Raw genomic sequence first — 13,281 nt, forward strand, 5'->3', positions numbered from 1 at the left:
TGGCTATATAACACCAAAGTAGTTTGATCATTGATTAATAGATCCAGATATAAATCCAAGTTGATTTAGATACCGTATTCAAAATGTGATGATAAGTGAGTCAAACGACATACTCAACTTCATCTCCTCTGTCCCTGTTTTGCTTGACGACCATAGCGACTGTGAACCACCTGATCCCATTCCGAACTCAGAAGTGAAACCGGTCCGCGCCGATGGTAGTGTGGGGTCTCCCCATGTGAGAGTAGGTCATCGTCAAGCGCCTTATTCGCTCGTAAGAGCAAACAAAAACCCCGATGCCTACGCATCGGGGTTTTTTTTGCCTGGTTGTTTTGTGATCAATGATTGTCGTCTAGTTTTTGTTTCAATTACTGATTTTATACTCTAAAACTATCCTGCCTTTTCAACCCATGTATAATGTTTGCATTTATTATTGCAAAACTCATATTTGGAAAATTCTATGACGCTTAATGTCGTTGTGTTGGCTGCCGGCCAGGGAAGCCGGATGAAATCTTCCTTACCAAAAGTAGTACATTCAATCGCCGGTTTACCTATGGCGCAGCGTGTCATTAATACAGCGCAATCACTTGATCAAGCGACTATGCACATTGTGGTTGGTCATGGCGCAGATACTGTTAAAAATACTTTAGTCGGTGAGGATCTTCGTTGGTATTTGCAAGCAGAACAGTTAGGTACAGGGCATGCGGTGATGCAGGCCTTGCCTGGTTTGAAAGATCAAACTGGTATTACCTTAATTTTATACGGCGATGTACCACTGACAAAGAAAGAGACATTAGCGAAATTGATGTCAGAAGTTCAGGATAAGGATTTAGTTCTTCTTACGCTTGAGATGGAAGATCCTACCGGTTATGGACGTATCGTACGAGCTTCAGATAATTCAGTACAAGCTATTGTAGAGCACAAAGACGCAACGTCTGAACAGCACCAAATAAAAGAAATAAACACAGGCATCATGGCGGTTAAAACTGAGCTGTTAGCGCAATGGTTACCAAATCTTTCTAATGATAATGTTCAGAAAGAATACTATTTGACCGATCTAGTTGCGATGGCCGTCGCGGAAGGTAAAGTGGTATCTGCAACGCAGCCTGACTTTGCTTGGGAAGTGGAAGGGGTAAACAGTCGGGTTCAGTTAGCAGCTCTTGAACGAATCTATCAGCAGGTTCAGGCCGAGTCACTTTTAATTAATGGTGTGACGTTAAGGGACCCTTCTCGTATCGATCTGCGTGGCGATATTTCCTGTGGTAAAGACGTTACAATTGACGTTAATGTGGTGCTGGAAGGTTCAGTGACCATCGAAGATGAAGTTGTGATTGATTCAAATTGTATTATTAAGAACTCGGTGATTCGTAAAGGAACGCACATTAAAGCGAACTCAATGATTGAAGAGTCCGTAGTGGGTGAAAACTGTGATATAGGACCGTTTGCCCGTTTGCGTCCCGGAACTGTATTAGCGTCAAAAGCAAAAATCGGAAACTTTGTTGAAACTAAAAAAACCTCGATTGGGGAAGGAAGTAAAGTTAATCACCTTTCTTACGTGGGCGATGCAAATGTTGGCTCAGGTGTAAATATAGGTGCGGGCACTATTACCTGTAATTACGACGGAGTGAATAAATTTAAAACTGAAATCGAAGACGATGTATTTATTGGCTCGAATACCTGTTTGGTTGCACCAGTAAAAGTTGGGAAAGGCAGTACCACTGGTGCTGGGTCTATCATCACCAAAGAAGTTAATGAAGGTGAATTAGCGGTAGCTCGGAGTCGTCAAAAGAATATTTCAACATGGAATCGTCCTGTTAAAAATAAATAAAAGGATTTAGGTAGGAATTAATATGTGTGGAATTGTAGGAGCAATAGCTCAACGTCCGGTGAAGGACATCTTAATTGAAGGGCTGAAGCGTCTTGAATACCGTGGTTACGACAGTGCTGGAGTTGCTCTTCATCAAAGTGACAAAATTACACGTGTCCGAGCGGCAGGCAAAGTGGTTGATCTTGAGTCGGCAGCTGAAGGTATAAATTTAGATGGTCGCCTTGGTATTGCTCACACCCGTTGGGCAACTCACGGTAAGCCCACAGAGCGTAATGCCCATCCTCATATTTCATTCGAGGATGGTGGCCCTAACCTTGCGATTGTTCATAACGGAATCATAGAAAATTACGAAACAATCCGGGCAGAGCTTCAATCTGAAGGTTATGAATTTACTTCGGACACAGATACCGAAGTTGTTGCACACTTGCTGCACAGTTTATTGAAATCGGGACAAGACTTATTGGACGTTGTTCAACTTGCGGTTAAACGGTTTGAAGGGGCTTATGCATTAGGCGTTATTGAACTGTCCAATCCTGACCGCCTGATTTGTGCGCGCTTGGGAAGCCCGTTGGTTATTGGCGTAGGTTCGGGCGAAAACTTCATTGCTTCGGATGCTTTGGCATTGTTGCAAGTGACGGATCGTTTTATTTATTTAGAAGATGGTGACGTGGCTGAGCTAACCATTGACGGCATTTCAATATATGACGCCAGTGGCGAGACAGTGGAATATCCCATTACTCAATTCGAACATGGAATTGACTCGGCCAGCAAAGGTGAATATCGCCATTACATGCTCAAAGAAATTTATGAGCAACCGGAAGTGGTTAAAAACACACTGGAAGGCCGAATCAGCCAAGACAAATTGTTAGAACAGGCTTTTGGCCCTAAAGCGGCTGAATTGTTTGATCAGACAAAGGCTGTGCAGATTGTTGCTTGTGGCACCAGCTACCATTCTGGCTTAGTGGCTAAATATTGGATAGAAGATCTGGCTGGCATTCCATGCAATATCGAAGTGGCCAGTGAATATCGTTACCGTAAGACGGTATTGGTCGACGGTACTTTATTCATTACCATTTCCCAGTCAGGTGAAACTGCAGATACGCTTGCTGCTTTAAAAGAAGCTAAAAAACGAAACCTTATGGGCAGTTTAGTCGTTTGTAATGTTCCAGGCAGTTCTTTGGTGCGAGAGTCGGACTTGTGCATATTGACGCATGCCGGCCCTGAGATCGGGGTTGCTTCTACTAAAGCTTTTACCACACAGCTTGTGTCTTTGCTGATGATTTCGATCGCGCTGGCGCGTCGTAACGGCCTGGCAGAAACCGCCGAAGCCGAATTGATTCGTCAAATGCACAAATTGCCTGAGCTGTTGTCTGATGCTCTGACTTTGGACTCAGCCATACAAACTGTGTCTGAACAGTTCGCAGATAAGCAAAATGCCCTATTCTTAGGCCGAGGTATTATGTATCCGGTGGCTTTGGAAGGGGCTTTGAAGCTCAAAGAAATTTCTTATATTCATGCAGAAGCCTATCCCGCTGGCGAGCTGAAACATGGGCCGTTGGCCTTGGTTGATGCGGATATGCCTGTAGTCACAGTAGCACCGAATAATGAATTACTGGACAAACTTCGTTCTAACCTGGAAGAAGTACGTGCCCGTGGTGGTCAGTTGTTTGTTGTGGCAGATGACAAAACTGTAGGTCATTACTCAGACGACCATACGATCACGCTGAATGAGATGCACTCGATTCTTGAGCCAATTGTGTTTACTGTTCCATTGCAGCTGCTGTCCTATCATGTAGCTGTATTGAAAGGCACGGATGTGGATCAGCCGAGAAATTTAGCCAAAAGTGTAACGGTCGAATAAGACCTGCTAAGTAATAAAGTTACATGTGGGAGAGTAATAAAGTTTCATACTAAGTAATAAAGTATCATACCAAGTAATAAAGTTGCATACTGAAACCGCACTATCTATGCTTAAAATGTAATCAGATAGAGCGGTTTTTTTATGGTCTCCAAAAAGTCAGCTGTTTCGAAAGTCAAAACTGCCAGGTGGATAAAGGAAGGCCGAGGTGCGGGTCAGCATGCAGACTATAAGCCTTGGTTGACGGTTAGAGATTTTCCTTCAGCTGGTCGAGTACATCGTGTATTTGGCCATAAATCACAGCGGACTCATCATCTATTTTCTGACCTTGAACTTGCTGTTTTCTTATTGCTTGAGTGGCACAGCGAAGTCACACAAATTCGTGAGCAATTTCCCTTACAAATAGACGTGACCCGGCAGCTATCTTTTGATTCTGGCATTGATCATCCAGGTATCGGAGGATACGATGAATATATGTCCACAGATTTTTTAGTGGATTCTTCTTCTAAACCTGAACCTAAGTTTGCACTGCAAGCTAAGTACTCTGATGCCATCAACGACGCTCGAACAGTTGAAAAGTTAGAGATAGAAAAACAATACTGGAAAACCAAATCCATTCCTTGGTATTTGATTACAGAGCGGGAAATACCTGAAGTTATATTAAAAAACATTCAGTGGCTTTACCCCTCTCAAAAAGAAGAAATACCTGAAGAGCATGCTCGCCAGCAAATTGAGTATTTTGCATATCACCTGAATAAAAATCCAAACAAATCACTAATAGCTCTTTGTAAAGAGCTCGACATGGCATATGACTTGCCACTCGGTGAATCTCTTTATGAAATGAGGTTCTTATTGGCGAAGCGTTATCTTACGTTTGATATTTTTAAGCCTGCAAGGAAACTCAAATTGTCGGATATCGGAATAGGCGACTTCTTATTTATTAAGGAGGCTTATGATGTTTCGGCTTAATGAAGTGTTGAAAGTCAATGAACAGCGGTTTCGTGTTTTGGAGTTCGTTGAAGACCATATTGTCTGGATTGATATTGATGATGACTCAGCACTTCCGGAGCTTATAACTGAACAACTGTTGCTTGATTCTATTGAGAGTGAGCTGTTAGAACGGGTGGATGATCCTTTTCAAAAGTTAATCTTTGAAGTGCCTGAAGAAGGAACAACAGCCAGAGTAAAGAGAGATAAGAATTATCAGTTAATTAAGCCTCTGATTGACTCCCCTGATTTTTACTTGCCGAAGCACCGTAACCGAATTATTAATGAAATTTTGGAAGAACAAGGCTCCACCAAACAAACGCTTTATCGATTGGCACGACGTTTTTGGCAGAGAGGTCAAACCCCAAATACGTTGTTGCCAGACTATAAGAATTCAGGTGGTAAAGGTAAACGCCGATTTGCGTCTGGTAAAAAGTTGGGACGGCCGCGCAAGGATACTTCTGGTACAGGAGCTCAAATTGATGAAGAGATAGAACGTCTATTTAGAATTGTCATCGATAAATACGTATTGAATGATAAAGGTGAGGAAAATAAGCACCCCATTTCTTATGCGTATAGGCGTTTCCAGACCATGTATTTAACGTATTTTCCAGACACGCCTGAAGATGAACTGCCTACTAATTGGCAGATGATGCATTTCTACAAGAGAGAATATTCTCAGTCAGAGATACTTAAAAAGAAAGTTTCTAAAATTGTATATAACAAGGACATTCGTCCATTACATAGTACTGCAAATTCTAATGTATTAGGGCCTGGCTCGCGGTACGAAATAGATGCGACTATTGCGGATATTTATCTCGTATCAGACAGTGAACGTGGCAATATTGTCGGTAGACCAGTGATTTATATGGTGATCGATGTTTTTAGCAGAATGGTAGCAGGGTTCTACATTGGTTTTGAAAATGCTTCCTATGCTGCAGCGATGCAGGCCCTCTATATGTCTATGGTAGACAAAACGAGTTATTGCCAGAACTTAGGATTTGATATTAGTAGTGATGATTGGCCTTCCATAGGTTTGCCAGATGCAATTCTAGCTGATCGAGGAGAATTGCTTGGCCATCAGATTGAGAACCTGGAAAACATTTTTGCAGTTAGGATTGAAAATACCCCTTCTTATCGTGGCGATGCCAAAGGGATTGTTGAACGAAATTTTAAAACAATTCAGGCTGACTTTTCTCCATTTGCACCAGGTTATGTAACTGGTAATAAGATTAAAAAACGAGGTGGAAAGGATTATCGGCTGGACTCAAAAATTTCAATTTTAGATTTTACGAAGATCTTACTTTCATCAGTGATTTATCATAATAAATATGCAGTTCTAAAGAAGTATGACCGTGATGCAGACATGCCAACGGATTTACCCAGTACTCCTATCCATCTATGGAATTGGGGGTTGCAGCATCGAACAGGTCGCTTGAGAGCTGCTTCAGAAGATGGATTAAGAATTGCTCTTTTACCAAGGGTAAAAGCAACTATTTCAGAATTAGGGGTAAGAGTATTTGGGATTTATTTTACATCCCAAGAAGTTATCCAAAGTGGTTGGATGCATCGCGGAAAAAATGTAAAACGACCTGCTTCTATTGAAGCTGCTTATGATCCGGCATGCGCAGACCACATCTACTTATTGCCAGAAAAAAATACACAACATTATTGGATTTGTAATCTGGCTGAGCGTTCTAGGCAATATAAAGGTGCGTCTTTCTGGGATGTATGGCAGGTGGAAGACGCTCAAAAGAAAACTCATGGTAAAGCGGGAATTGTTGCGACTTCTAAAAAACGAGAGCATGAAGAATTTGTATTAGAGCAAATCAAAAAAGCGGCACAGACATCCCCTGATACCTCTGAAATTCCTAAGTCTGAACGTATTGCTGCGATTAATGGCAATAAAGCGAAAGAAAAGATAAAAGAGCGATCCGAAAACGCTTATCGCCCAAATTCGACAAAGAAGGAGTCCGAAGCAGAAGTTGTGTACATAACAGCGAAGGATGATGATTTAGACTTCCCTGATTACATTGATGAGCTTTTTGGGGAGGATGACTAATATGCCCTTACCTGAAAATTTTGTGCGTGCAATGTACTCAGATCCTCAAATTGAGCGTTATCGTGGTAATCCATTAATTGAAGCTTTGCCTCCGATTATGAACGTGCCTGATTTGAAGGCAAAACTCAGTGGACAAATTGATTTTAACCCTTCGGAATGTTTTATCAATGGGAGGTTAAGAGCACATCAAATTTGTTCGCTTTTGGATGAATTCTTTCAGCCTTTATCTGGCCACATCCAGCTAGAAGAAAAGTTATCCATTATGATTCGAGCCGGCTATGTGGGACGTAATCTCGCTGACGGTAATTTAAACCAGCACATGCAGGCTGGTTATGAACGAATTATGTCGGGTGAAATGGATAATTTTCGTTTTACCCAAGCGAAGTCAACAGCAAGAAGCCTGTCTTTAATTGGATGCTCTGGTAGTGGGAAAAGTATCACGATAAATCGAATTCTAGCCACTTACCCACAGGTGATTTATCACCAAGAGTATAATTTTATACAGCTCACTTACCTGAGAATTGAATGCCCATCAGATGGTTCTTTAAAGAGCTTATGTCTCAATTTCTTCCGCGAAGTTGATCGAACACTGCACACTAACTACGAGCAGAAATATGGAAGGAAACGCCACAGTCCTGAAGTGCTTTTGGCATTAATGGGGCAAGTTGCAACGCAGCGTGCTATCGGTGTCATCGTTATTGATGAAATTCAGAGATTAAACATTCGTCGTACAGTAAGTGATGAGAGAATGCTCGAGTTTTTCGTTGCGTTGGTAAATGTGGTTGGTGTTCCTGTTGTTATGGTAGGTACTCCAAAAGCTCGTCCAATCTTTGAAATGGAATTGCAAGCTGGTAGACGTAGCGCTGGGTTTGGGTCTTTATTTTGGGAACCGATGAATAAAGGGCTCTCAAAGCAAGATCCTAAAACAGGAAGAATAAAGAGGACTGAATGGAGAGCTTTTACTGATAAACTTTGGCAATACCAGTGGCTACTCAAGCGCGAAGAGGTATTGAGCGAAGAAATCAGGGATTGCTGGTTTGATTTGTCACAAGGCGTGCTCGACATCGTTGTTAAGCTGTTTGTACTTGCTCAACTGAGGGCCATTTCAACCAAGATTGAGCGTGTTACTGTTCAGTTATTGAAAAAGGTGTATGAGCAAGAGTTGAAGCCTGTACACCCAATGTTAGATGCATTACGTAAAGGTGATCCCGACTTAATCGTAAAGTATTCTGACCTGCAATTAACATCGATTGATAAGCGTTTATTAGAACTCAGGCAAGACATTATTACTCAGCAAGATCGGAAGAAAGCCAAGCCTCTTTTTGAAGGAAATGAGAACGCGCTGCGTCTATACAATTTATTGATCGCTTTGGAATGTGATTCAAAATTACTTCAGCCATTAGTCGAAAATGTTTTTAAAGCACATCCGGATTTATCTGTTAGAGATATGATACCAATCGTGTTGGACTGGTATAAGAATCCATCCAAAGAAGAATTAAACACACCGAAAGCAGAAAAGGTTAGAGCATCAGACTGGCATACTTTACCTTCAGAGGACCTTAGATTTAAATTTTCTCAGGCAGAACCAGGTCAGTTCTATGAATCATTGAATAAAGGGGAAGATTTATTTGATATGGTAGAGTGGTTAAAACGTGTAGGCTAGTTATGTTAGGTTTTCCATTACCTTATCCTGATGAGCTGCTTTACAGCACCATTGCAAGGTATGGAATTCATGCCGGTATTACGTCCCCGAAAGAACTTTTAAGAGAGGTCTTTGAGGATACCAAAATCATCGCAACGGTTGACCTTCCTGGCCATATTTTGCTTGTGTCGAAGCTCTATCCGTCTGAACTCCAGATTCGACCATTAGATCTTTTATATAATCATACTCTGTTTCCTTTATATGCTCCTTTCGTTGGAGAACAGAGGAGAAAACGGTTAGTCGATCAACTGGTCAATGCTCCCAAAAATTCTGCACATGTAATAACTGGTATTGCTGCCTCCAGAGTGAGCAGGCCACAACATCTTCGATATTGTCCTAAATGTTTTGAAGAGCAAGAAAAATTTTATGGCGAGCGGTACTGGAAAAGAGAATGGCAAGTCACTGGAGTTGATTCGTGTACTATTCATAAAACAGCGCTTCACGAAACAAGCATCGGATTTTATTCAGATCATAGAAACTTATTTCAGGCCGCAGCGTTATATGAAACAGAGGATGACCCTCCCGTAAAAGATACCTGGCAAAGCGGAATGCTAGCTGAAGGCGTTAGAGAGCTTTTGGCATTAAAAGCGAGTGAAGTTCCAGCTATTGAACAGTGGGGGCAGTACTATAAGGCGTTAGCTTATGAGTTAGGACTTAACCGTGGTCATCAGGTTTTACATGAGCTCATTGCTAATAAAATACAGGCGTATTGGGGAAAATATTGGTTGGAAAGCCAGGAGCTGGGCTTGACACATGATGAAAGTTGTTGGTTAAAAAATCTTTTTAGAAAACACAGGAAAGCATTCAGCTATTTAGAACATTTGGTTGTTCTCAAAGCACTAATCCGTTCAAAGAGGGACTTAAAAGGCGTTTTATTAGAGGCAATACATTACAAGACCTTTGTCGTTTCTAAACCCCCTTCCTCTATGACCGTTTCTAAAGACGAGATTAAACAGAAACGTCTAACCTGGTCGTTGCATGTCGAGTTGAAAGGAGTCAATGTTTCAAGACGGTCTGGTTTTGGTGGTGTTTATGCGTGGCTTTACCGGAATGATCGAAGCTGGTTGATGGCGTTTAATAAATCGCATAAACAGTCTCGGAGTGCTAAAAAGTTCAGAGTTCGCTGGCAAAATAGAGATAGGTGTTTAGTCAAACAGCTAATAGGTATAAGAAATCAAAGTGAGTTAGAACTACAGTCCCCTCGATGGTCAAAAGCCCGGTTTATGAGCCAGTCAAGAAAACGAGCAACATTGGAAAAGCACTTATCTTTATTGCCGCTGTGTCGTTTGTTTTTTGATCTGTACACTGAGAGTGTTTCTGAGTATCAAATCCGAAGAATAACCTGTACGATCATTGAGTTAGGTAAAAATAACAGAGCTTTAAGGCGATGGAGAGTTCTTCGGAATTCAGGATTAAGTGAAGCTCGGCTCACAGATCTTGCTCGTCAATTTCTAAAGGAAGTAATACGACTTTGAAGGACTATACGCTCAAAGGTTTTCAACGAGATACATGGTTAAATGGCATTGGTGACCTCTTTATTAAGCAAGGAGGCTCTTCTTGGGGGATAAACTTGAGCACCTACCCTCCTAAAGCGCAGGGAAAATCAGCCACTTCCCTTTCGTTTGCCCCCATTCTGGCTAGGAAAAAGATACTTAACCCGACTAAAGAAAACTTTATTCAGCGGCAATCACTTGATATTAAAATTGATTCCACGGCGAACTGGTCGGTAGGGTATTTTAAAGATTGTAAGGCTCTAGAGAGAAAAATATTTCAAGAGAGCGATCAATTTTGTTTTACGTTTCATACAGAAGATGGAACTAAGATTTTCTTACCACAGTTTGAGCTTGCACGAGTGTTATTCTTCCATAATGCGTATTTATCCAGGTCTTCATTAGTGCATGACGTGTTAAACAATGAATATGCGATTCAAGAGGTTGACGAAAACTCAGTCATCATACATGTACTTGAATCATGTACTTGCCCAATTGACTTGTTCAAGAATGAAGTATTCCGACGCCATCTCACTTGGATTCTGACCGATCACAATATACGCCGATCTTATGACAGCATTGCTCAATATCAATTAGAGTACGGGCGGTCTTTTGGCCAATATCGACTTTGGACGTTCCAGTTTCAGCCGCCAGCGCTTCCTGACGTTCAATTAACGTTAAAAGGAAATTTTGATTCTGATAGTAGCCACTTTATAGCTTATGAAATCACTCATATTATGAATTTACCCATATCAGTGCCAGACGATATAGAGTACCAAAGCCCTAAGTTTAAAACATCTTCTGGTGGTAAAGGCGATGGTACGGGGGGAGGATCTGGTGGCGGCGTGCCAGAGAAGCCTGACGTTGATGATGACGATGAAGAAAGTAATGAGTCAGCGCCTATCATCTTGATTGATGATACTTTTGTTTTTGAGTATCAAAAAGCTATAGAGACACGAATAGTTAGCACAAGAACTAAACCTACAGGAGGAACTAATAAGAAGGGGGATGAAGGCTCCGATGGTTCTTCTGAAGTTAATCCTGGTGAACAGGGACCAGGTGGGAATAAACCAAGTGCAGAGTGGAAAAACGCTGATGACCAGACCGATGACACTGATCTTTATATGGGCAAATTCAAAAGCTATTTTAAGATGTTGGATAGGTTAAAAAACACACATAAATGTTCCGTAATCACTTATCCATTGAGAAAGCTTCCTGCTATTGGAAAGTGCCAAAAACATAGAATTGAAGGTAATCCAAGGTGCCTAAGTGTGGCTAAAGTCGCCAAAAATGGGAAGTCGTATCTTTTCTTGGAAGTTGATACTTCGGATATGACACCCTTATCCACAATGGTCATACTTTTATCTGAGCTGAAAAATCTGGAAGACTTCATAAAGAAATTAGAAAAGAAATTACTTAGAGCTTCTTTGAGTTGGCCCACAAAATATTTGGACTCTGCCATAGGTGTCGGAAATTATCTTGGGTTGTCGCATCAACAAACTAAAAATGAAGGTGGTGCCCTGAGTAGTGATGATATTAAGAAGTGGGCTGATAGGATTTTTGAAAAACTGTTTTAAATATGGGTTGGACAATCAGGCAATTAGTCGATTGGATAAAGGACATTGTTGGGGCTAGCTTATTTTGGCGCCCAACCACAATAGCTAAGAATTTGCGAAATTACTCATGGGTTTTCATTTCTATAAACCCTACTCATAGGAAATTAAGGAAAATGAAAAAGATCACCAGAGATCAAAGAATACGAGACGTAAAAAGGGTTCTTAAACAGAGAATATTAGGGTCCACCACTAAGAGAAAAAGACATACAGACAACAACTTAAACGGAGAGTTAGGATTTAACTGGTTAAAAATAAATGACTGGATAAAAAACGAACGAACTCATGGTTTAGTTATTTCTGATGTATTCAATGGTAAAAAACTGAAACGTAATCGTATTGTTGTTCATTTGCCAGAAAGGATGAACTTCTCAAATGAGTACGACTCTACCGTGCAGTGCTTAACTGCAATTAGAAAGCTCACATCGCTATATGAAAATGTTAAAACTGATTTACCTAAAAAAGCTCTTAAATTAGCAAGTGTAAACTTTGATAAGTTAGCAAGTATATCGACATCAGCCGCATTGGTTCTAACTGCAGAAGTGTCTAAATGGAATATTTCCATCAGAAAAAAGCTTAAGCCTCAAGTTGAAAATTGGAATAAAGATATTTTTATCCAGTTTGAACAACTAGGATTCTTTGACCTCTTTGAAAATAAGCCAAGTAGAAAAAATACCGAAACAAGTGCTTCACCTGATGTAGATTTTGTAAGATATGTCAAAGGGCAATGTGGAAACTCTGATGAAGCTAAGGCAAAAAAGAAAGAATTAAAAGCAGAAATCATCAAGCTTGTCGGAGACAATGTTGCAAAGTGGACCATTTTACATAGCGGCTTAACTGAAGCAGTAACCAATGTTACCCACCATGCTTACCCAGACGAAGAGCTATGCGAAGAAAAGTCATGGTATTTAACAGGATCGTATAATAAACAATCCAAAGAGATGAAAGTTGCATTCTTTGATCAAGGTATAGGCATCCCAAACTCATTACCGGCATCACAAATATGGGAAAAAGTCCTATCTTACTTTTCAAAATTACAGCTTCCAATAGCCGAGCAGGCAAAACATGCAAAGCTTTTGGAAGCTGCAGTGTCAATTGATAGGACAAGTACTGACAAAAATGACCGAGGCAAAGGCCTACAAGATTTGTTAGAGTTCATAAGAGAGCGAGGGGAAGGCTACTTATCAATTTTCAGTTACCACGGCCTATATAAATGCTGGATTGAAAATGGAAAGGAATACTCTAAGGCGGAGGGTATGAAAAGGCCTCTCAATGGAACGTTAATAATTTGGAATGTCAAGCTTAACTAACGGTATAAATATATGAAGATTTTATACATCGGAAAACAATTTTCGGATGATCCTGCTGGTCGATATTACACTGATGGTGACGGTAGCGGAGAAGAATTTCGAGAAGAAGTTTTACGCCCTCTGCTTAAACTAAACAAACCTTTAACCATTAATATTGATGAAAATGTAGAAGGGTATGGCTCTTCATTTCTAGTTGAAGCATTCGGCGGATTAATAAAACACGGCTACTTTGAATCTGACTACATCAATCGAGTTTTAAATCTAGACTTTAATGATTCTGATTTTGAATTTTATGCAAGAAAGATAAAGCAATATATAAAAGAAGCCATTTATAATTCAGAGCAATATGAGTCTACTAAAGAGACTGCAATAAACGAAGGAAAGTTCAAAGGTTCAATCGATAAATCATTCTTAGAAGATTTCAAGTGAGAATC

9 protein-coding genes and 1 rRNA gene are annotated in these 13,281 nt (G+C 40.6%); all 10 read left to right on the top strand.

Annotated elements, in window-relative coordinates; all coding sequences use genetic code 11:
• The first annotated feature begins 142 nt into the window (after window positions 1-142).
• Window positions 143-258, top strand: a 5S ribosomal RNA gene (rrf, locus tag ABD744_RS09860).
• Between the two features lie 199 nt (window positions 259-457).
• Window positions 458-1,825, top strand: coding sequence for a bifunctional UDP-N-acetylglucosamine diphosphorylase/glucosamine-1-phosphate N-acetyltransferase GlmU (glmU, locus tag ABD744_RS09865; protein WP_344798015.1), 1,368 nt, complete (start codon window positions 458-460; stop codon window positions 1,823-1,825).
• A gap of 22 nt (window positions 1,826-1,847) precedes the next feature.
• Window positions 1,848-3,686: a glutamine--fructose-6-phosphate transaminase (isomerizing) gene (glmS, locus tag ABD744_RS09870; protein ID WP_344798019.1), complete on the top strand. Its 1,839-nt coding sequence runs from the start codon at window positions 1,848-1,850 to the stop codon at window positions 3,684-3,686.
• A 141-nt stretch (window positions 3,687-3,827) separates the two neighbouring features.
• Window positions 3,828-4,652: a TnsA endonuclease C-terminal domain-containing protein gene (locus ABD744_RS09875; RefSeq protein WP_344798021.1), complete on the top strand. Its 825-nt coding sequence runs from the start codon at window positions 3,828-3,830 to the stop codon at window positions 4,650-4,652.
• Window positions 4,636-6,732 (top strand): transposase, encoded by a 2,097-nt coding sequence (locus tag ABD744_RS09880; protein ID WP_344798023.1) that lies wholly within the window; start codon window positions 4,636-4,638, stop codon window positions 6,730-6,732. The genes ABD744_RS09875 and ABD744_RS09880 overlap by 17 nt, the downstream gene beginning before the upstream one ends.
• 1 nt (window position 6,733) lies before the next feature.
• The gene (locus ABD744_RS09885) at window positions 6,734-8,395 is read left to right on the top strand and encodes an AAA family ATPase (protein ID WP_344798025.1); all 1,662 of its coding nucleotides are present in this window, start codon (window positions 6,734-6,736) and stop codon (window positions 8,393-8,395) included.
• Between the two features lie 2 nt (window positions 8,396-8,397).
• A complete protein-coding gene (locus ABD744_RS09890) occupies window positions 8,398-9,909 on the top strand; it encodes a TnsD family Tn7-like transposition protein (protein WP_344798027.1) in 1,512 nt (503 codons plus the stop codon).
• A complete protein-coding gene (locus tag ABD744_RS09895; protein WP_344798029.1) occupies window positions 9,906-11,501 on the top strand; it encodes a Tn7-like element transposition protein TnsE in 1,596 nt (531 codons plus the stop codon). Before ABD744_RS09890 ends, ABD744_RS09895 begins: the two co-directional genes overlap by 4 nt.
• Window positions 11,502-11,653: 152 nt before the next feature.
• Window positions 11,654-12,847, top strand: coding sequence for a hypothetical protein (locus ABD744_RS09900; RefSeq protein WP_344798031.1), 1,194 nt, complete (start codon window positions 11,654-11,656; stop codon window positions 12,845-12,847).
• A gap of 12 nt (window positions 12,848-12,859) precedes the next feature.
• Window positions 12,860-13,276 carry an STAS-like domain-containing protein gene (locus ABD744_RS09905; RefSeq protein ID WP_344798032.1) on the top strand — a complete coding sequence of 139 codons (417 nt, stop codon included), beginning with the start codon at window positions 12,860-12,862 and terminating at the stop codon, window positions 13,274-13,276.
• Window positions 13,277-13,281 lie beyond the last annotated feature (5 nt).

The sequence above is a fragment of the Litoribacillus peritrichatus genome, assembly GCF_039537985.1.
Taxonomy (GTDB): domain Bacteria; phylum Pseudomonadota; class Gammaproteobacteria; order Pseudomonadales; family Litoribrevibacteraceae; genus Litoribacillus; species Litoribacillus peritrichatus.